Genomic DNA, 22,118 nt, shown 5'->3' with positions numbered 1-22,118 from the left:
TAGGAAAGACAGGAGGTTTTTTCGTGGAAAATCAATTAAAAAACAATAGTTCAGAAATCTATAAGATTGGACTGGATATCGGTTCCACAACTATTAAAATAGCTGTATTGGATAGCAGGAACCGAGTACTTTATAAAGAATACAAAAGACATCTCTCGGATTTAAAGAATACGTTAATTTCCGTTATCACTTTGTGCAGGAAGCATATGGGCGATATACCCTGTAAGTTGATTATAACCGGGTCCGGCGGATTATCAATGGCTAAATGGTTACAGCTTCCTTTTGAACAAGAGGTTATAGCCTGTACAAAAGCAGTTGAAACTTATCATCCCATGGCAGATACCGTAATTGAGCTTGGCGGTGAAGATGCAAAAGTTACGTATTTAAAGCCGGTAACAGAACAGCGTATGAACAATAGCTGCGCTGGAGGAACTGGATCTTTTATTGACCAGATGGCAGCTCTTTTTCATACGGATGCCTCGGGTCTTAATGAATATGCCAAATCAGCAAGAACTATATACCCAATTGCTTCTAGGTGTGGTGTATTTGCCAAAACAGATATACAACCTTTATTAAATGACGGAGCCAGGAAAGAAGATATTGCCGCCTCCATTTTTCAGGCAGTGGTAAATCAGACCACCACAGGCCTATCCTGGGGAAAAGCAATTCAGGGGAGAGTCGTATTTTTGGGCGGCCCTCTCTACTTTCTATCCGAACTAAGAAAGCGTTTTGTGGAAACCCTTAATACCACTGAGGTTATTCTGCCTTCTGACGGGTTATTTTATCCTGCAATCGGAAGTGCTTTATTAACGCAGGAAGTAAAATATAGTAATATTGATATGATAACACTGAAAGAACTGTCAGAACGAATAGTTAGTCTAACTGCCGGAAAGGAAACAAAAACGCTGGCGCCACTATTCACTACTCTGGCTGAATATAAGGAATTTAAAAAAAGACACGATAGATACGATTGCAAACGAATGCCAATTGCAGAATATACAGGTGATGTATTTCTAGGGCTGGATGCAGGTTCCACTACCTTAAAAGCTGTTTTGCTTGGAACAAACGGAGAACTGCTATACGAACATTATGAAAAATCAGCAGGTGATCCGGTGGAGAAAACAGCAAAAGTCTTACGGGAGATTTATGAACTGCTTACAGATGATATCCGTATAGCAAGATGCTGTGTCACAGGTTACGGAGAAGAATTAATTAAGAGAGCATTTCACATGGACATGAGTGAAATTGAAACTATAGCTCATCTACGGGGAGCTAAATTCTTTGAACCGGAAGTTGATTTTCTCCTTGATATAGGCGGTCAGGATATGAAATGTCTTCGCCTCAAAGAGAAAAACGTGGACAGTATTCTATTAAATGAAGCCTGCTCCTCCGGCTGCGGTTCTTTTTTGGAAAGTTTTGCTGAATCTCTGCAGATGTCAGTCGAGGAATTTGCTAAACTGGGACTGTTTTCCCTGGCGCCTGTTGATCTTGGAACAAAGTGTACGGTATTTATGAATTCCAAGGTAAAACAGGCACAAAAGGAAGGAGCGGAGATTTCGGACCTTTCTGCCGGACTTTCCTATTCAGTTATTAAAAATGCAATTTATAAGGTTATAAAAATTAGAGATGAAAAAGATTTGGGTGATCATATTGTGGTTCAAGGGGGAACTTTTCTGAATGATTCAGTGCTTCGCTGCTTTGAACTTATTACGGGAAGGAATGTAATAAGACCGAATATAGCAGGGCTTATGGGAGCGTTTGGTGCTGCACTTTTAGCAAAAGACAGTTATGAACAAGGCAGGAAAAGCAGTCTTAAGAGTAAGGATATGGTAGAGAATTATCATATCAAAGTGGATAATAAACGCTGTGATAATTGTACGAATCACTGTTTATTAACCATTAATCAATTAGGCGAGGGTGAACTCTTTATTACCGGCAACCGCTGTGAAAGAGGTCTTGGCAGCAAAGTAAGTAAATCGGATGTCCCCAACCTATACGCTTATAAATATAAAAAGCTATTTTCCTATAAACCTCTATCGGAAGAAACTGCTCTGAGAGGGACTATTGGTATTCCAAGGGCACTTTCTGTCTATGAGAATTATCCTTTTTGGTTTACCCTTCTCTCAGAGCTTGGTTTTCGAGTAATACTTTCATCAGCTTCCTCTAAGGATATCTACCAGAAGGGAATGGATAGTATACCGGCAGATTCTGTTTGTTATCCGGCAAAACTAAGCCATGGGCATATTGTAGATTTAATTGAAAAAGGTATTAACACCATCTTTTACCCTTCCGTAGTGTATGAGAAAAAGGAATATGAAGAAGCGGATAATTGCTTTAACTGTCCTATCGTAATATCTTATGGAGAAGTTCTACGTAATAACATTGAAGCTGCCAAAGGAATTACCTTCATAGCACCTTTTCTAAACATGAATAACGATACCCTTCTAGCCCAGAATATTGTAAAAGCCTTTGATTCTTATATGGTAACTTTAAAAGAAGCCAAAGAAGCCGTCAAGAAAGCCAGAACAGAGTTTGAAGCTTTCAAAGAGGGATTAAGAAGAAAAGGGGAAGAAACAATCGAGTATCTGAAAAAAGAAGGGAAACAAGGGATTGTGCTGTGCGGTAAACCCTATCATGTAGACCCGGAGATACATCACGGTATTCCGGAAATGATTCAAGGTTATGGTATAGCAGTACTGACAGAAGATAGTATCTCACATCTGGCAGGATTAAGCTCCAGACTTCGTGTAGTAGATCAATGGGCTTATAATTCCAGACTGTATCGTGCGGCGGAAGTATCCGGAAGAGAAAAGTGCCTGGAATTTATACAGCTGAATTCCTTTGGCTGCGGTTTGGATTCGGTTACATCGGATCAATTAATTGAGATACTTCATTCTTTTAACCGGCAATATACCTTAATAAAAATTGATGAAGGGATGAATTTAGGTGCGGCAAGAATCAGAATCCGTTCATTGATAGCAGCAACTGAACAGAGAAAGACAAAACAGGAAAAGGAAAACTTCTTAGATTATGGTTATAAATCCAGGCAGTTTACGAAAGAAAACCGTAAAAAGCATACAATCCTTGCACCACAGATGGCACCAATCCATTTTGAACTTGTAAAGGAAGCTGCCAGGACAAGCGGATATCAGCTTGAAATACTTCCTGATACAGATGATGGTGCCATTGAAGAGGGCTTGAAATATGTCAATAATGATGCTTGTTATCCGGCGATTCTGCTAATCGGTCAGATCGTTCATGCCCTAAAATCAGGCAAGTATGATATAAACAATACCTCTGTAATCTTAAGTCAGACAGGTGGCGGCTGCCGTGCAACCAATTATATGTCCTTTTTAAAACTTGGGCTTAAGCAGGCGGGTTACGAAGATATTCCCATAATTTCCTTGAACGTGGCGGGGCTTGGAGCGCAACCGGGATTTAAGTTATCACCAATCTTTGTAAAAAGACTGATGATGGCTATCATATACGGAGATTTGTTTATGCGGCTATTGTATGGGACCAGACCTTATGAAGCAGTAAAAGGAACTTCCATTAAGATTTATAACAGATGGAAAGAGGTTATAAAAGAAAATATCAGAAGTACCGGAAAAAGGCAGTTTGACAAGAATGTGACTGAGATTATACAGGATTTTGACAAAATAGAAGTTATGGATATTAAAAAACCAAAGGTAGCCATAGTGGGAGAGATCCTTGCCAAGTATCATCCGATGGCAAATGGAGATATCATTAAAACTCTGGAAGAAGGCGGAGCAGAGGTAATACTTCCTGATTTCCTGGACTTCTTCTTCTATTCCCTTTATAATGCCAGATTTAAATATCAATATCTTGGCGGAAAGAAATCTACTATGGACTTTTGCAGTATGGGTATTCATTATCTCTCCTATTACCGAAAGACTATCATAGAGGAGCTTAATAAAAGTAAACACTTCCAGTCACCTTCCTCTATTGAGAAGTTAGCAGAAAAGGCAAAGGAAGTGCTGTCTTTAGGGAATCAGACCGGAGAAGGCTGGCTTATTACGGCAGAGATGATACACAACCTGGAAAATGGTATACAAAATATTTTATGTGTACAACCCTTGGCCTGCCTGCCCAATCATATAACCGGCAGAGGTATGTTTAAAACTATCAAAGAAAGATATCCGAGGGCTAACATTATGCCAATTGATTATGATCCTGGTATCTCACAAGTGAATCAGATTAACCGTGTTAAGTTAATGCTCTCTGTAGCTTTAAAGACAGAGTCATAACAAATCCGTCAATATTGTTTCCGCTGACAGTAAAAGGAATTCCATCGGCTATTTCTACTATTGTAGAATTGTCATCTTTTGCCTTTACTGAGAAAATCTCATAAAGATTTTCTTTATCACGGAAACGAAAAGCTTTTTCCTTGGAGGAGTATTCTTCGATGGTTTTAAGATATTCCTCCATGGTGATATCCAATGCCTCCATAATAACCGAATGGGGGTAGCCTACATAACGAAAATGGCCCGGTTGATATTCTACACCTGTAATTTCTTCCTTTGCTTTTGGATAACGTTCAATAAAGCCATGTTTAGATGCCAGTTTTCGAAATTCCTTGCAAATTCCTTTCTTCGGGAAACCCTTGGATTGTCTCTCAATTTCGTTAGCACTAAGGTCTACGGCAAGACCGGTGAAATGTTCTTTATCCTGTTCAGATGAAACAGGAAGTGTAGGTTTTTCGTATCCTTTTACTGGTATAATTTCATTTCCGCATTCCAGCTCATTCATTAAATGAGACAATTCCTTTGCTGCCAAGTAATCCAGCAGGATTTCCTGATTCCAAAAGTCTATGTTCACAAGTGCGGTATCGTTAGCCGCATATTTTTCTTCAATGGGATGTTCTCCGTTAACCAAGATGAGATTCCCTTTATGTATATTACTATTCTCAAGTTTAATTTTCTTCATAATATATACCTCATTTCTATTCCAAAGGAATACTACCATTACAACCATATTATAGCAGACAGAGGGCTCTGTGTGTTTTAAGGAGCTATTATGAATACTTAAGATAATCTTATGAAAACGTAAGGAGGGATTAAGAAGTTTAAAGATCTGGCATTGGTGGTTCTAAAATTTATTGATTATGGGGACGGACGATGGCAGCTGAATCCATTCAGATATTTTCAGGTTCGAGGTTTCGAATTCCACTAAAATGCCAACTGTTATTCCTGGCAGGATAAATGACGCCAAACTCGCTTCTGATTTTTGGGTTGTGTGACATTGTGAGCTCAAACATGGCGTAATTTATCCTAGTCATAACAGCTGGCATTTAAGTGTCATACGAAACCCCTCAATAGAAAATACCTGAATGGATTCAGCTGCCATCTGTGTATCGCTATTGAATTTTAATATTAGCATTTAGACTGAAGGGAAAAGTTTAAAAATATGAATGTAAGACTGAACAGCAAAGGTTTATTAATATGACTATAAGGCTAAATGGCAATGGCACGCAGTTAACAAGCTAGAAAAGAAGAAGCAAAGAAAAATGAAATTCAATATGGATGAAAGGATGAAAAAGTACCAGGACGATTTAGAATCAATCATAAACCAATTACAGAATGCCAAAGCTGAACTTGACAACCCTTTTAGACAAGAGGAGGAACTAACAAATAAACTTGCCAGATTAAATGAATTAAATTCGTTATTAAATCTTGATGGAAGCAAACCTTCTACTAATGTTATAAATAAGGTTACTGCTTTATCAGAAAAGTTAAGCGGTGAAACCCAATCTATAAAAGATATAAGGAATCTATTTAAGGAGGGTGCTAAGGATACTGATAATGATATAGATGAACTTATAAAAACTATTATGAAAGGATTTGCGAGTACAAAATAACAAACTCGAATATTTGTTAGATTTTTAAGACTATATACATACATCTTATAGTAGATTAGGAATATAAAAGCATTTATTATTAAAGAACTAAGTAAAGCCTGTCTTTCAGGAGATTCATCCCTTCCTTTTTTAACCTCCAAACTGATAATTTTATTTTACATCAGTTTGGAGGTTACATAAGGTTTGGGACACACCCTATTAATTGGAGGATTAGTAAAATTATGTATATTAATTTATTTAGTGTTTCCCTCAAACGAAACCTCAAACTTATTAAATTCCTTTCCATCTGCATCAAATGTTAGTTTTACTGAATTTAGATAATCTTCATAATTATTGTATAAAGATTTGTGGTATATACCAATAACATCATCATTCATCCAAAGATAAACTTTAACTTCTACAACCGGAGGATTATCTGGAACTGAAACGTCATTCCTAAAATTGAATGTTAAAATTAATTTTTTATTATCAATTAAATCGCTTTTATATTCTACATAATCATCTAAATTATTTAATAATGTAATTGAATCTACATTTTTATCAATAATCACTTCATCCTTTTTACTACATGCAGTGCAACATAAGGTAATAATTACCAATATAATCAAATAATAATTTTTCATAAAACAACCCTTTCAACAATTAATAAAAAAAAAGATACTTAGTAACCATAATGGTTCAATTTAAAACCAGTTTAATCCATTAAATTTATTATAAAACCATCTCAAGTAATTATATCCTCTTTTACTATACTATATTTACCAATTTTACACTATGCCTGTAAGACTGAACAGCAAAAGTTTAATAATATGACTATAAGGCTAAACGGCAAAGGTTTAATAATATGATTGTAAGACTGAAAGGCAATGGTTAAAAAATATGACTTTAAGACAGAACTGCAAGGTTTAATAATGTGACTACAAGGCAGAACTATAAGGAATTCATAATATGTGCACTGAATAAACTGGACAAGAATAAAGGCTGTGTGTATGATAATTATAGAAGGGTATGGTCTTAAACAGATAATATTAAGAGCATTGAAGAGGCGAAGTTATGAAAACACTTATATTTAACGGCTCACCAAGAAAGAATGGTGATACGGTAACTCTATTAAAGGAATTTACGGAGAAGCTTGAGGGAGAATATAGGGTGGTGGATGCTTATTATTGTAATATTGCACCTTGTACGGACTGCAGATATTGTAAGACAAATGCCGGTTGTTCGAAAGAGGATGAGATGCAGCAGGTGTACGAATATATACAGGAATGTGATAACATTCTGATTGCATCACCTATTTATTTTTCTGAGCTAACAGGGCAGTTGTTAGCGGTTATGAGCAGACTTCAGACCTATTGGTGTGCCAGGTTTTTCAGAAAGGAAATACCGATTATCAAGAAAAAGAAGGGTGGAATTATCTTGGTGGGAGGCGGAGACGGATCTATGAGTAAAGCAATCGATACGGCAGAGAGTCTGTTTCGCAAGATGAACGCGGTGTCTGTCGGGACAGCATATTCTCATAATACGGAGAACATTTCTCCAATTAAAGATGAAAATGCAGTTAAAAACATGAATATAATTCTGGAGCAATTTAATTGCAAATCCTTTGGCCATGGCATATAATACACCTTGAATAGAAATTGGTTACATAGGTTTTGGCAGAAATTATCTGATAATAGAGGATTTGCTGCTCCAAACAAATTAGTATACATAACTGATTAAAGAATAAATAGAATCGGAGGAGTGACCTTGAAAAGGGTACTTGTTTTAACAACCGGCGGAACCATATTGAGTTTTCAGACAGCAGATGGGTTAAAGCCAGGTAATAATGATGTTACAGAGCTTTTGAATGAAAAGTTATTAAAGCTTTCAGGAGAATACGAGATAGATATCGAAGCGGTGTTCTATAAGGACAGCAGTAATATTGTCCCGGAAGACTGGTACATCGTGAAAGACTCCATACAAAGAAGTATAGACAGGTACGACGGCATTGTAATTCTTCATGGCACGGATACCATGTCCTATAGTGCGGCTATGCTGTCCTTTTTATTTGCAGGAGTGAATAAAGCGATTATTTTGACAGGTTCACAAATTCCGCTATCCGGTAAGAACAGTGATGGTGGGAAGAATCTGAGGGATGCGGTAATTGCAGCAGCAGATCCAAGGCTAAAAGGTGTATTTGTCGTATTTCATGATAAGGTTATAAACGGTACTCGGGCTTATAAACGAAGCTCAATTAATAAGGATGCTTATATAAGCTGTAATTACCCTTATGTCGGTGTGATTAAGGATAATCGATTATTTATAACCCAGGAATACAGTTATATGAGGGAGAAGGAATTGGAAGCTGCGTGCTCTGTTCCGAAATTGAAGAATAAGAAGATACCTAAGATATTTGTGCTTAAAATGGTTCCGGGAATTGAAGCATCCCTTATTGACTATATTTTAAATGAAGGCTATCAAGGCGTTATCATAGAGGGATATGGCCTTGGAGGAATGCCTGTGGACAATAAGGAGCTAATGGCGAAAATAGATCTGATGGCTGGAAAGAAAATACCGGTTATTATGGCTACCCAATGTGTTTATGACGGAGTCAATCTGGATACTTATGAAGTTGGTATGACAGCTAAGAAGAACGGAATCCTTTCCGCTTATGATATGACTACGGAAGCGGTATATACTAAGCTTATGTGGGGGCTTGGTAGTACAGATTCCTATGAAGAATTGGTGACACTATTACAGACGAACCTCTGCGGAGAACTTGCGGTAAAGCAATAATATCAGATTCTTTTAAAATAAGGGATATCCGAAAGAAACATGCAATAAAATAATGTTAAAGATATCTTTAGGAAACCCATGCATGAAAAATCGAATATTATCCATCATTAGTTCACTTATTGTGCTTGCCGTCTTCGGTATAGCACAGTATGATGCAGTATTAAAGCAGCTTACATATGACAGACTGGCAGCGAAGGACATAATAGCATCTAGTTTAAAGGATAGGACAGAGCAGCAGAAAACAGGGACAGAGGACGAACAGAATAGTGAATTAAACAACGGCGATGAAGCAAAATCCAAGGCGGACCCAGACACAGAAGAAATCAAAAAGATGAGTTTATCTGCGAAAGCTGCCGCTTTAATTGATGCCAGTAATGGAAGAGTTCTCTATGAAAAGAATGGCGAACAAGAACTCCCCATGGCCAGCACTACGAAGATTATGACTTGTATAGTAGCTTTGGAGAATGCGAATCTGGATGATGTAGTAACAATCTCGAGATATGCGTCTTCTATGCCGGATGTACAGTTAAATATCGTTGCCGGTGAGAAATTCTACTTAAGAGATTTACTTTACTCACTAATGCTGGAATCTCATAATGATACGGCAGTTGCCATTGCAGAACATGTAGGAGGTTCTGTGGAGTGTTTTGCTATGATGATGAACGCAAAAGCAAAGGAGTTAGGCTGTGAGCATACAAACTTTGTAACACCAAATGGTCTGGATGCAGATGAACACTATACCACAGCCGTAGAGCTATCCCGTATAGCCGCCTATGCAATTAAAAATCAAGAGTTTTTAAAAATAATTAATACACCTTCCTGGCAATTCACAGAGATAAATAAGGGAAGAAGCTTTACCGTAAATAATAAAGACAGATTTTTATCCCTATACGATGGTGCCATTGGTATAAAAACCGGTTTTACCGGGAAAGCTGGCTATTGTTTTGTCGGTGCAGTGCAAAAAAACAATAAGACCTTTATATCTACAGTTCTAGGTTCCGGCTGGCCCCCTCATAAGACCTACAAATGGACGGATACCAAAGCATTAATGGATTATGGAGTGAAGAACTACGAAATGAAGCAGGTCTTTTATGCTGATAAGAAATTCGATCCCATTGCCGTATTAAAAGGCAAAGAGAAATATGTACCGCTTTATTATGAGGGAGATATTTCACTCTTAATGAGAAAAGGTGAAAAGGTGCATGTGGAATATACCATTCCGTCCTGGATCAAAGCTCCGGTTATGTGTGATACGGAAGTAGGGACCGCGAAATATTATATTGGAGATACCTTGATTGGTGAGGTCCCTATTCTAACAAAGACGTCAGTTGAGAAGATAGATTTTAAATATTGCTTCCAAAAAATCCTTGATATATGGCAGCATATGGAATGAATACAGTATCAAAAAATACTAAATCTTAATTCTGACAAATTTATTTCTTTTTTCTAACATTTTTCTGAAACTTTTCTCCCTTTTGAATCGTCTAATAATTAAATGCACTATTTGAGAACGGTCAGAAGGGGGAATTCCTATGAAAAAGCAGTACAGTCTAAATAAAAAATGTAAATATCACATCTTAAAAATCGGTTTTCTTTATGCTGTTCTATCCCTGCTTTTTTCTATTTGGGAAATCTATTATATCTTAACCGGTGGTGAAAGAGTGAGTAAACTCCTTGTGCCTTTTTTCGGCCTTCTTCTCTGCCTTGTATCCGGAATCCTTCTAATGTTAAAAGACAGACGTAAATATATCAGGAGCAGACGTAAGCCCCAAAACAGTGAGGAACAAGTACTTTCTGCGAAGGAATATTACGTATAGACGAAAGTTCTACTTTATTCAATCTCATTATCCAATTCAGTTTTATAATTATATCAAAATATTTATAGTCGTACACAGATGGCAGCTGATTTTATTCAGGCATTTTATATTGAGGGATTTCGTATGACACTTAAATAGCAGCAGTTATGACTAGATTAAATTACACCATGTCTGAGCTCACAGCGTTACATAACAATTAAGCTGAAAGCGAGTTTGGTGTAATTTAGTCTTTTAGGAATGACTGTTGCTATTTTAGTGGAATTCGAAAATCCGAACAATAAAATGTATGAATAAAATCAGCTGCCATCGTCCGCTTCCAGTCATTTTACAATCATACAAAGTTAAATTGTTACTTTTTCTTTGTATTTCCTGCGGATTTTGCTTAACAAAGCATTTTGTTATATGATATAATATAAGGATGCAAAGTAAGGACAAGAAAAAGGAGACTGATAATGATACGGTTATCCAGAATGGGAATCAGAAATTTGGCATCCAGTGAAACCGCCTATGCAAGAGGCTTGCAGGATTATAAGCAAAACTGTATTGTAAATGCAACCTGGTCAGGTCATAAGAACTTTTATCGTATTACTGTGAAGGACACCTTTGAATATCAGGTAGTTATCCCTGTATTTGAAGATGGATCTTTTGATTATAAATGTAATTGTCCGGAGCATGTAAAGGACAACGGAGCCTGCCGCCATGTGGTAGCTGCTCTCTTTTTCGTGCTGAATTATGTGGAGCGCTCCATGATGGAAGAACCGGAAAGCCCGGAGGAAAAGCAGGTATATCAGATACTTGGATATTTTACCAATCAGGAAGAAGTCATAACAAAAGGTGAGACTTTTCATATAAAACCTACTCTTTCTATTCCGAGTATTATTCGTAGTGATGTAGGTGCTGCACTTTTATCCCTGAGGGTGGGAAATCACCATTATTATAAAGTTCAGACAGTTAAGAAGTTTCTATCAGATATGAATAACAAAGAAGCTATCGTCATTGGCAAAGAGTTCAAGTTTGTTCCCGGAGAGAGTAAATTCGATAAACACTCTCAGAAGATACTGGACTATATCATGGAGATTTATGAAATTCAGGAAGGAATCGATAAGTTATTTTATTCCAAACTGTTTTCTAAAACCAATGTAATTTTAACAAAGAATATGTTACTTCGTATTCTAACCCTTCTGGAAGGGATGGAATTTACCCTTGAACTTTATGGTAAGACCTATGATGATATCATATACAGGCAGGATAATCCTGTTTTGAACTATGATTTATCCTTAGAGGAAGACGCAATTACCATGGATTATGCAGAAAACAGCGGAGTAATCCCTGTTATGCAGTCCGGGGAGCTGCTATTTTTTAAGGACTGTCTCTACAAACCTACCAAGCGATTCTTAAATAATTATCTTCCTTTTTATAACAATCTTGGGGTTGATAAAGAAGCTTTAATCTTTAGAGGGCAAAATAAGAGCAAATTCCTGGAGTCGGTACTTCCAAGAATTACAGAGACTTTGAAATTGAATGTACCGAAGGAAATCAAGGATCGTTTTATTGTTGCAGATCTGGAACCGGTGGTGTATCTGGATAGAAGCAAGAATAATGTTCACGCGGAACTTAAGTTTCGTTATGGTTCTTATGAATTCAATGCTTTTGAAAATGCTCCCATGGACAATTTTATCATTGTCAGACAGCCGGAGAAGGAAGAACATTGCCTCGAATTTCTGGAGAAGCTTGGATTTCAGCCAAAACAGCATGGCTTTTTCATGCGTAATGATGATGAAATCTATCAGTTCTTAACAGATTCGATAAAAGAACTGGCAGCATTTTGTGAGCTTTATTATTCAGAGGCCTTTAAGAAAATCAGCATCAAAGCTCCTGGTAATGTGAAGGCGGGATTAAGGGTTGGAAATGGTCTTAATCTTTTGGAAATGGATTTAGATTATGAAGGAATACCTGGTGAAGAATTAAAGGAAATGTTTCGTTCTTTTCGTATGAAAAAGAAGTATTATCGCTTAAAGGACGGAAGTTTTATCAATCTGGAAGATGATAATATCTCCGGTGTTTGGGATGTACTGAATAATCTGGGGGTCGCAGGTGATATGAACGGAGATACCGTGAATATTCCCAAAAACGCGGCAGTCTACTTGAATAATATTATGGATACCACCAAGTTTCAGGTGCTAAAAGATGAAAGCTTTAACCGCTTGGTGGAGGCTATTGTTAATCCAAACAGTATTGAGTATGAAATACCAAAGGGGATTCAAGCTGAACTTAGAGGTTACCAGGTAATTGGATACAAATGGCTTATGACTTTGTCCACTAATCAGCTGGGTGGAATATTGGCGGATGATATGGGTCTTGGTAAGACTCTTCAGACAATCGTTTATATTGCTGCCATAAAGGAAGCTAATCCCAGTGAAAAGTTCCTGATAGTATGTCCTTCTTCCCTGACCTATAACTGGCAGGATGAGATTGAGAATTTTGCACCTATGCTTCATACTGCGGTTGTTACCGGTAATCCAAAGGAAAGACAGGAACTTATTGAGAATACGGAAGGTGTGGATGTGCTAATTACTTCTTATCCCTTGATTAGAAGGGATATCAGTTTTTATCAGAAACATCTCTTTCATACGGTGTTTATTGATGAAGCACAGTATATTAAGAATGCAGATTCCCTGAATGCAAAATCGGTGAAGTTACTGGAAGCTAAACATCGTTTTGCTCTTACAGGTACCCCGATTGAGAACTCCCTGTCTGAGCTTTGGTCCATTTTTGATTTTATTATGCCGGAGTATCTCTTTAGCCATGCCCGGTTTGTAAATCAATATGAAAAACCAATCATGAGAGAAGAACAGGGAGTGCTGGAAGACCTGAATAAACGAATTCTACCCTTTATTCTAAGAAGAATGAAAAAGGATGTACTCTTGGAATTACCGGATAAGGTTGAGTCAAAGATGTTAACGGATATGCTGGAGGAACAGCGTAAGATATATATGGCTTATGTGGAGAACGCCAAAAATGAAATCAATATGGAAATCCAGGAAAAGGGTCTGCAAAAGAGCAAGCTAAAGATATTAGCAGCCCTGACAAGACTAAGACAGATATGCTGCCATCCGGGTACTTTTCTTGAGAACTATGGCGGCGGAAGCGGAAAGCTTGAACTGTTGATGGAGATTATTACGGATTGTCTGGCAAATGGGCATAGGATACTCGTCTTTTCACAGTTTACCTCCATGCTCTCCCTCATTGAAACAGAATTAGAAAAGAGTAAGATCACCAGTTTCTATCTGGAAGGATCTACGAAGGTTAAGGAACGTAATGAATATGTAAAACGCTTTAATCAAGGAGAAGGAGAAGTATTTTTAATCTCTTTAAAAGCCGGAGGAACCGGACTTAACCTGACCGGAGCAGATACGGTTATCCATTACGATCCCTGGTGGAATCCAGCGGTGGAAGACCAGGCCACCGACAGAGCATACCGTATCGGGCAGATGAATTCCGTTCACGTAATAAAGCTTATTACAAAAGGTACCATTGAAGAAAAGATCTATAAATTACAGCTTAAGAAGAAGAACCTGTCAGATTCCGTAATACAATCCCAGGAGGTCTTCATTAATTCGCTGACAAAAGAAGAATTGGAAGATATCTTTAGTTAAATGAAATCTGTTTTATCATAGTATGTTTTATATATTTCATGATATATTTGTATCGACTTAATTATTGGGCAGAATTTTTAAAGGCTATAAATTATGTTCTTAATGGAGAAAAGATGATGCCATAAAGTTTTAAAGCAATGACACTAAGATGTTGTGTATTTATATCAGAATTTAAGCAATAAATCATTGATCTCTACCATAGCGCTAAGAGAAAGTGCCCGGCAATTTAACAAGCAGTCCATTCGAAACGTGGTAGTAAGTAATTTAACATATGTTAGAATCGGTATGAGATGGAACTATATATATGTTTTTATCGACCTCTTTAATAGAGAAATGTACGTTATAGTGCCGGGCCTAATAAAACACAGATCTACTTGTAAAACAAGTTTTTCCAATCATAAAGGGTAACCTGAAAATATCCACATTTTCCATACGGATAAATGCAATGAGTTCAAACACCAGATTATAGTGAATATATTAAAACTTTTGAAATCACTCGATATATGAGCCACAAAGGATGCCCATTTGATAATGCTATATCAGAAGTAACATGTAAGATTATAAAGATCGAGATGTGTGTAACCTGACATTTTAAAGCTTTATGAATTAAGTACAATATGGTTAATTGTGTAAATTGGTTTAACAATCATCTGGAATTTACAAAAAAAACCTTTACATAATATGGATATTGCGATATACTATCATTGTAGTTAATAATAATTTATCTAAAGAGGAAATGATATGAACTATTTAAAAAAAGGAATATCAATATTTTTGGGGTTAATTTTATTTTTTACTGTTCCTGTGAATAATATCTTTGCTGCAGCAGATAATAATTTACTATTGAAGCCTTATGTTGATGAGCTAGCTAAAATCAACAAAGAATTTGGTACCAATTATACTTTTCCAACGGAAGAAAATCTTTTAAAAAACGGTTCTAGCATTCAAGAAATGACTAATTTTTATCAAAATATGAGCATGGATGAGTTTGATGCTTATATTAGAGGCTTATATAATACAGATAACAGTATAATAAAATCTGTCCAAAATACAATTATAGCTGAAAATAATTTTACGGAATCAAATATTGTTTCATCTACTTCGTCTTCAACTTCAACAAGTACACAAAAATATTTTTATGGAGGACAGTACAACTCTAATTACCTTAAAATAACTTCTACTATTTCAAATGTTAATGGGACAACATATATTTATAGTAGTGTAGATCAATATGGGCAATATCATGGTTCTTATCCATATTATGATCCCTCAGTTGGCCTTACACAAACATTTAGTACTGATAGAACTAAGGTTAGCTGTACTTTCAAATGTGTTAAGTATCTTTCAGCATATGTACAAGATGGAGTTATATATAATATAAGTTGCACCTTTGGAGCCGGACAAGGTGATATATATGCTTCTTCACCAATATCTTAAATCCTAAACTAGTACTTATTTATTTTTAATTTTAGATATCATATACTTAGTAAAGAGTGGAATTCTTTGATTCCACTCTTTTACAGTATATTAAGCTATTATTATTAAATATTTCGAGTATCTAATGGAGCACTATATAAAAATTTATTCTGCTTCTAGTTATATAACTTTCATTCAATTTAAAAATAAAATTTGGACTAGTGTCAACATTGTGATATGCTCCCTTCTAGGTAGACAAGTAAAATAATAAAACTTGTTTTACTTAGGAGGGAGCACTTTATATGTCTAAAATTACACCGGAAGATAAAGTTTATTATTGCCAACAATATTTAGTTGGAAGTATGTCTCAAGGACAAATAGCTAGAATTACAGGATTAGTCCCAGAATCCATTCATATGTGGATAAAAAACTACGAATCATTAGGTAGCGATGCTTTTGTGCGAAGAGGAAACAAACATTATTCTAAAGAATTAAAGGCACAAGCCGTGGAAGACTATCTTGCAGGCAAAAACTCTCAGTATGATATTTGTAAAACATATGGAATAAAGTCAACTACCCAGTTACAAAAGTGGATTTTGAAGTATAATAGTCATGAGAAGTTGAAAGCTTCTGGAACAGGATGAGCCCCTATCATGACTAAAGGCAGAAAAACCACATTTGATGAAAGAGTTGATATTGTACAGTATTGTATTGCACACGAACATAATTATTCTGAGACAGCAGAGAAATATCAGGTTTCCTATCAGCAAGCGAGAAATTATACTGTTAAATACGAAAAACACGGAGTCGATGGTTTGCAAGACAATCGCGGCCATCGAATATCAGAAGAAGAAATGAGTGAATTAGAAAGGCTGCGTGCGGAAAATAAGATTTTACAAGCCGAAAAGCAACATGCAGAAATGGAGGTATCTTTCTTAAAAAAAATCGCAGAGATAGAAAGGAGGCAGGGCTAAGCCTGGTTCGTCACGAATACATATACCAGGCCATTAAAGAAGAAAATGAAGAGCATAACTATCCAATAGCAGAACTTTGTAAACTAGGGCAGATTTCCAGAGCCGCTTACTATAAATGGCTGAATAGGAAAATGCCAGAAAAAGAAATAGAAAATCATAAAATTGCACAAGTGATAGAAAACATCCATGACGAAAGCCCTGATAAAGGGTATCGAAGAATCAGAGATGATTTAGAACGCTATCATGATATAAATGTAAATGATAAGCGTGTGCTTCGTATATGTCGTAAAAAGGACATAAAATCAACGATAAAATACTCCAACCACGGATGTACAAGACAAGCTACTAATCCTCAACATAGCTGAAAATGTTTTAAACAGAGAATTTACGGCAGATGCACCGAATGAAAAATGGCTTACTGATGTAACAGAATTCAAGTATTACATAGGGATAGAAGTACATAAAATATATCTTAGTGCTATTTTGGATTTGTTTGACCGGAGAGTTGTATCTTTTGTCATTGGAGACTCAAACAATAACGCCCTGGTTTTTAATACTATGGATCAGGCCGTAAAATCTAATCCAAATGCATATCCGTTATTTCATAGTGATAGAGGATTCCAATATACAAACAGGGTATTCCATGGAAAACTAGGAGATGCAGGGATGATTCAAAGTATGTCCAGGGTTGCTAAATGTATTGATAATGGTCCAATGGAAGGTTTTTGGGGAATTATAAAAAGAGAAAGATACTACGGAAAACGTTATAAAGATAGAGAAACCCTCTTGAAAATGATTGAGGATTACATAGATTACTATAATAATAAACGCTTGCAGAGAAAGCTTGGTGTGCTAACTCCAATGGAAAAGCATGAATTATATTTGCTAAGTTGCATAAAACTGCCAGTAGGCGATACCTACTGGCAGAAAAAGATTTTTATTTTTTCAATTGTCTACTTGACGGGAAGCAATTCATTGATACTAGTCCAAATTTATTAAAGACTTACTATTTTATTTTATAATTATTTGATGTGCTATAATTTGTACCGACTTTAATTTTTGATGATAAATCTATTAATTCATTCTTATCTTTATTATAAGCATAAATTGAATAGGCACCATTTTCTAAGACCTCATAACTTATATTATTATTATCGTTATAATTTAGTTTAACTAGTTCTTTGTTTTTATGATCTAGTAAATAAAAGTTATATTCAATCCCATATTCATAAAGATCTTCACTCTCAATTGTCAATATCGAATTAGTGTCCACTACAATACCTGATTCATATTGATGATATACTAAATCATTTAATATCGTATTTTCCTCATTATTGTAAGTATATTTTGTATTGATATTATGTTCTTTTTCACGACTAATTTTATTATTTAAGTTGTGATCACTACTTGAAAAAAATAATAATATCATAAAAAAAACTATAAATATAATTAATCCGTATTTTTTTTTGTTCACCAGCATCGCTCCTTATAAAACAAAAATATATTAATATGTTTATCGCAAGTAATTATAAGTTTAAATGAAATACTAAAAAAGTATTGATATTTAAATAATATTATGCATAAATAACTACCGATTGTCAATATTTACATTAAATTTAACATTATTATTCTGTAGGATTGCAATAGTTTGTGATACCAGCCCCTCTTGCTTCAAAATTTTATTATCCAGTTACGTTAGGCAAGAACATTTTTTACAGTTTTGCCGTGATTTCCGCGCCATGTTATTACGGTTTGCTGTAAATATACCCATTATTAAAACCGTCAGTTCGGTTTCATCTGTCGTTATCTTCTTTTCATAGTAGTTGTACTTCTCGTGATTTGTAGGAATACACGCGTTACTGATATAAAGTATTTTGGGATATTAATGAATGTACTATGCAATTGTGCTGCCAAAAATCAAAATGGATTTAGATATAGAGTAAATTAATATAGTGTGAATGGAAAGCTATAGAGCTTTTTCGGCTTAACTGTTTCCATATGTTATTTAATATTCCAAAATAATGTAATATATCTGTTGACTTTTAAGAAATGATATGATATTATTCAAACCATAATAAAACATATAATTCATATAAGAATAGTATGAATTAAATACATCGGCATTTTCTTTTTATGAAAATATGATGTAAAGGCACCTGATGAATCCAGAAAAATGCAGCAGAATATCAGATTCAAAAGAAATCATATTAAGGGAGGACATTTATGAAAGTATTTTTCAAAAAAGCAGCTATAGGAGTTATTACATTGGCACTTGCAATTACTACCGTATTTAATACGGCAGCAGCTGCACAAGCAAATCAACCCTATACATGGAGCAAGGCAGCAGGAGGTACTACCGGGGATTACATTGCTGATTCCTATGACAACATATCTTCAGGGCACGTGTTTGAGTCAGTTACACAAGAACGTTTACTGGATATTTTAAGCAGTAAAGGAAATTATTATATTGTTTTTGGCAGCGCCAAACTAAAAACCAGCCAGACAATACTTAGTACAATAAATAAAGAGGCTAAAAAGGATGGTATAACTAAGATATATTATTTTGATCCTTATCTTGATGGGTATCAGCTTGACATTACCAAAAGCGATACAGTATTTAAAACAGCAAACGGAACTTCGGTAAATGAACTTTGGAACAGGATAACCGCTCTTTTGCCGTCAGAAGAACCGATAAAGAGTTACAATTCAACAGATACGCTGCTGTTTTCCTATAACAGTGAGAGTACTGCCAAGATTAATGCTTATTACAGTTTTAAAGATTCGGATACCTATAATGAAAAAGCTGCTACCGCTGGTGTTGCACAGGTTTTTAGAGGAGGAAATGCTTCCGGTAATGTAGTAGCTTCCAGTACAAGAACAGATTTTGACTTCTTTAAGAGAGTATTTAATGCCTCTGCCACATATTTCAATTATAATAATGGTGTTACAGATCCTTTAGGAAATAGAACAGGGGCAGCCTCCACTGAAATCTTCACAGATGGAGATAAAAGCGGTTTTGCTCTGCACCAAGTGAATTTTGCAGAGTTAATTGACTTGTTAAATTCGCCTGGGGACCATCTTATATTCTTTGGCGCTTCCTGGTGCCATAACACACAGGCCATTATTGGAAGTGTTGCCAGAAAAGCAAAAGAATACGGTTATGATAAAATTTATGTATATGATACAACCTTGGGAAATCAGTTAACTTTCGGTACCGGTGCAGATATCAATAAAGTAACAGCATCCTCAAGTGCTTTCAATTCCCGTAATAGTGTAAATACTGAAAACGGTAATGGTAATATCAGCTATCTATACGGAGAACTTGCAAAGTATTTTGGAAACTTTACAACAGAAAATAACTCCAAGCAGAATAACAGTATTAGCTATTATCCGAATGGTGATTTAAACGGTACTCTTACTTCTACAGCTCCCTGGGCTGATGGAGACAACAAGAATGCCATCCGGCTTCAGTTACCATTCCTGATTAGCTATAACAAGGATAAAGCCGAACCGGTTACAAAACAATGGCTTCATAAAAATACTGCAAATGATGGAACCTATACCGAATATATGCTTGAACTTGCCTGGGTCTTAAAAGCACCTAATGCAGTAGCAGCAGAAGGCACCATTGACGGACTTCGTAAAGTGGATTTTGCACAAGAAGCAGTAGCAGCTCTGGATAATGTATTAAAACCTGATAAGTATGGAGTGACCCTTTCTAAAACCGGAAAGTACACTTTTAAGGCGGCTAAGGTTGGGTATAAAAATCATAAAGCTTTCACTGTAAAAGTGACAAATGCAGGCGGTCCTACCGGAAAGCTGAAAATAACCTTAACCGGCTCCGGAAGCAAGTATTTTAAGCTTTCAAATACAACGATTAAAGCATAACATTAAACGGAAGTGATTCTTTTACCGTTAAACCAGTTGACGGACTGAAGGCAGGAACTTATAAGGCAATTGTAAAGGTTACCGGCAGTAATAAGATATCTGCATCTTTCACTGTGAGTTTTACAGTAAAACGATAGAAATAAACGGGAAGCTGTAAATGGATTAACAACATAACCTGTAAAGGCGGCGAGATGTAAGGTGTTAAATAATATCAGGGAATGCATTTGCGTTTCCTGATATTTGCATATGGTCTCAGGTTAATGGCTTATAATGACAGATTGCAAAGACTTGGAAAGGAATTATCGGAATGAATATAGATTGGTTGTCAGTGGCAGCTTTCGTAATAGTATTAATATTCTTTATAATTATATATAAATTGCAGAAAAAAGAAGTGAGTTTTACTGGTATTATCTTAGGGGCATTAGCGGCAGGTGTTGTAATTGGAATAATCTTTTCCGGGCACACTTCATGGGTTATGCCTATTGGTAAAATCTATGTCAGTACATTAAATGCGATTGTAAGTCCTTTAATCATTGTATCAATCCTTAGCAGTATAACCTCATTGGGTTCTATGAAACAGTTAAAAGGGATAGGTCTGCGCTCCATCTTATGGCTGCTTATGACTACATTACTTGCAATATTATTGTCCATGGGATTGGGATTGACCTTTGGCGTGGGAAGAAATTCTTATCTATCACTGGAGGGTATTGATGCACAGAATTTTCAGAGTAAGGTCGTGCCCTTTACTCAGGTTCTTATCGGATTTTTCCCTCGCAATGTTATCAGTGATATTGCCGAGGAGAATACAATTCCTATGATACTCTTTGCTGTATTGATAGCTGTTTCTTATATAATGGCCGCCAATGAAAATCATGAGAAGGTAGAAATATTTAAGAAGTTTATCGAAGCTGTAAAGGAAATAATATTTAAAGCAGTAGATTTTATTATTAGCCTTACTCCTTATGCAGTTCTGACATTGATTGCTACCGCAACAGGGAATGGTATCAGCCGGGCAGGTATTATATGGTCCCTTCTGGTGCTGCTCATTGTATCCTTTATTGCCTTTGCTTTTGATATGTGGGTCATTAATGCTGTATTAGTAAAGGTATTCGCAAAGTTAAGTCCTTTTCGGTTCTTCCGTAAGATATTACCCGCACAGATTGTTGGCTTCTCAACACAATCCAGTGCGGGAACATTACCCATATCCACTGAAATCCTGGTAGATAAAATCGGTATAGCACCTAAAGTTGCGAATTTTACAGCTCCTCTTGGAACTACTATTGGAATGCCCGGATGTGCCGGAATATGGCCGGTACTCATCGCAATCTATGGAATTAACGGTCTGGGAATTCATTATGGTATAAAAGATTATATTCTTTTAGCGGTTGTCAGCTTGTTTGTTTCGCTTGGAACAGCAGGGGTACCAGGTACTGCCACTATCACCACGGCAAGTGTTCTCACTGCTATGGGGTTGCCCCTGGAGCTTATTGTCCTTAGTATTCCGATTTCAGCCATTGCCGATACCGGACGTACTGCCACCAATATCACCGGTGCAATGGTAGCAGCTGCAATTGTGGGCCGGAAAGAAAACAGTCTGAATGATAAAATCTTCAATGATATTGAAATTAATGATTCTGTGGAGACAGAGGTTATTCAGGATTCTTTGGAGGAGGTACCAGTGGGAGCCGGTTGCCGCTTATAAGTCAATGGCAGA

At 36.2% G+C, this 22,118-nt stretch carries 17 protein-coding genes; 14 read left to right on the top strand and 3 right to left on the bottom strand.

All coding sequences use genetic code 11. The features are described from left to right. The first annotated feature begins 23 nt into the window (after positions 1 to 23). Entirely contained in the window at positions 24 to 4,268 is a 4,245-nt protein-coding gene (locus bsdcttw_RS13910; RefSeq protein ID WP_225903660.1) for a 2-hydroxyacyl-CoA dehydratase, read from the top strand. Here bsdcttw_RS13910 and bsdcttw_RS25070 read toward each other — a convergent pair. Beyond that, positions 4,228 to 4,947 (bottom strand): D-alanyl-D-alanine carboxypeptidase family protein, encoded by a 720-nt coding sequence (locus bsdcttw_RS25070; RefSeq protein WP_225903659.1) that lies wholly within the window; start codon positions 4,945 to 4,947, stop codon positions 4,228 to 4,230. The genes bsdcttw_RS13910 and bsdcttw_RS25070 overlap by 41 nt on opposite strands. 580 nt (positions 4,948 to 5,527) lie before the next feature. On the opposite strand from bsdcttw_RS25070, the gene bsdcttw_RS13900 reads away from it, so the two are divergent. Next, positions 5,528 to 5,878, top strand: a complete 351-nt coding sequence (locus bsdcttw_RS13900) for a hypothetical protein (protein ID WP_207726409.1) — start codon at positions 5,528 to 5,530, stop codon at positions 5,876 to 5,878. 233 nt (positions 5,879 to 6,111) lie between these two features. Here bsdcttw_RS13900 and bsdcttw_RS13895 read toward each other — a convergent pair whose 3' ends face one another. Continuing rightward, positions 6,112 to 6,501 carry a hypothetical protein gene (locus tag bsdcttw_RS13895; protein WP_185255458.1) on the bottom strand — a complete coding sequence of 130 codons (390 nt, stop codon included), beginning with the start codon at positions 6,499 to 6,501 and terminating at the stop codon, positions 6,112 to 6,114. A 430-nt stretch (positions 6,502 to 6,931) separates the two neighbouring features. On the opposite strand from bsdcttw_RS13895, the gene bsdcttw_RS13890 reads away from it, so the two are divergent. The 10 genes from bsdcttw_RS13890 to bsdcttw_RS13845 all read left to right on the top strand — a co-directional run bounded on the left by bsdcttw_RS13890 (position 6,932) and on the right by bsdcttw_RS13845 (position 17,515). Then, a complete protein-coding gene (locus bsdcttw_RS13890) occupies positions 6,932 to 7,498 on the top strand; it encodes a flavodoxin family protein (RefSeq protein ID WP_185255457.1) in 567 nt (188 codons plus the stop codon). Between the two features lie 126 nt (positions 7,499 to 7,624). Continuing rightward, on the top strand, positions 7,625 to 8,653 hold the full coding sequence (locus tag bsdcttw_RS13885; protein ID WP_185255456.1) for an asparaginase: 1,029 nt from the start codon (positions 7,625 to 7,627) through the stop codon (positions 8,651 to 8,653). Between the two features lie 82 nt (positions 8,654 to 8,735). Continuing rightward, complete coding sequence (locus bsdcttw_RS13880) at positions 8,736 to 10,046, top strand: D-alanyl-D-alanine carboxypeptidase family protein (RefSeq protein ID WP_225903658.1); 1,311 nt, start codon at positions 8,736 to 8,738, stop codon at positions 10,044 to 10,046. A gap of 139 nt (positions 10,047 to 10,185) precedes the next feature. Further along, positions 10,186 to 10,470 carry a hypothetical protein gene (locus tag bsdcttw_RS13875; protein WP_185255455.1) on the top strand — a complete coding sequence of 95 codons (285 nt, stop codon included), beginning with the start codon at positions 10,186 to 10,188 and terminating at the stop codon, positions 10,468 to 10,470. 452 nt (positions 10,471 to 10,922) lie between these two features. After that, positions 10,923 to 14,126: a DEAD/DEAH box helicase gene (locus tag bsdcttw_RS13870; protein WP_185255454.1), complete on the top strand. Its 3,204-nt coding sequence runs from the start codon at positions 10,923 to 10,925 to the stop codon at positions 14,124 to 14,126. 741 nt (positions 14,127 to 14,867) lie between these two features. After that, entirely contained in the window at positions 14,868 to 15,563 is a 696-nt protein-coding gene (locus bsdcttw_RS13865) for a hypothetical protein (RefSeq protein WP_185255453.1), read from the top strand. Positions 15,564 to 15,844: 281 nt separating this feature from the next. Next, positions 15,845 to 16,186, top strand: a complete 342-nt coding sequence (locus tag bsdcttw_RS13860; protein ID WP_185255452.1) for a transposase — start codon at positions 15,845 to 15,847, stop codon at positions 16,184 to 16,186. Positions 16,187 to 16,195: 9 nt separating this feature from the next. Continuing rightward, positions 16,196 to 16,516 carry a helix-turn-helix domain-containing protein gene (locus bsdcttw_RS13855; RefSeq protein WP_185255451.1) on the top strand — a complete coding sequence of 107 codons (321 nt, stop codon included), beginning with the start codon at positions 16,196 to 16,198 and terminating at the stop codon, positions 16,514 to 16,516. A 131-nt stretch (positions 16,517 to 16,647) separates the two neighbouring features. Continuing rightward, positions 16,648 to 16,881 (top strand): IS3 family transposase, encoded by a 234-nt coding sequence (locus bsdcttw_RS13850; protein ID WP_185255450.1) that lies wholly within the window; start codon positions 16,648 to 16,650, stop codon positions 16,879 to 16,881. Further along, complete coding sequence (locus bsdcttw_RS13845; RefSeq protein ID WP_225903870.1) at positions 16,865 to 17,515, top strand: IS3 family transposase; 651 nt, start codon at positions 16,865 to 16,867, stop codon at positions 17,513 to 17,515. Before bsdcttw_RS13850 ends, bsdcttw_RS13845 begins: the two co-directional genes overlap by 17 nt. A 7-nt stretch (positions 17,516 to 17,522) precedes the next feature. Here bsdcttw_RS13845 and bsdcttw_RS13840 read toward each other — a convergent pair whose 3' ends face one another. Continuing rightward, on the bottom strand, positions 17,523 to 17,990 hold the full coding sequence (locus bsdcttw_RS13840) for a hypothetical protein (protein ID WP_185255449.1): 468 nt from the start codon (positions 17,988 to 17,990) through the stop codon (positions 17,523 to 17,525). Between the two features lie 749 nt (positions 17,991 to 18,739). Here bsdcttw_RS13840 and bsdcttw_RS13835 point away from each other — a divergent pair. Both bsdcttw_RS13835 and bsdcttw_RS13830 read left to right on the top strand, forming a co-directional pair. Then, positions 18,740 to 20,404: a hypothetical protein gene (locus tag bsdcttw_RS13835; RefSeq protein WP_185255448.1), complete on the top strand. Its 1,665-nt coding sequence runs from the start codon at positions 18,740 to 18,742 to the stop codon at positions 20,402 to 20,404. Positions 20,405 to 20,711: 307 nt separating this feature from the next. Then, a complete protein-coding gene (locus bsdcttw_RS13830; protein WP_185255447.1) occupies positions 20,712 to 22,106 on the top strand; it encodes a dicarboxylate/amino acid:cation symporter in 1,395 nt (464 codons plus the stop codon). Positions 22,107 to 22,118: the final 12 nt, after the last annotated feature.

Source organism: Anaerocolumna chitinilytica, assembly GCF_014218355.1.
GTDB classification, from domain to species: Bacteria; Bacillota; Clostridia; order Lachnospirales; family Lachnospiraceae; genus Anaerocolumna; species Anaerocolumna chitinilytica.
Note: the sequence above shows the minus strand (reverse complement) of the source record. Positions and strands in the feature narration are given on the sequence as shown.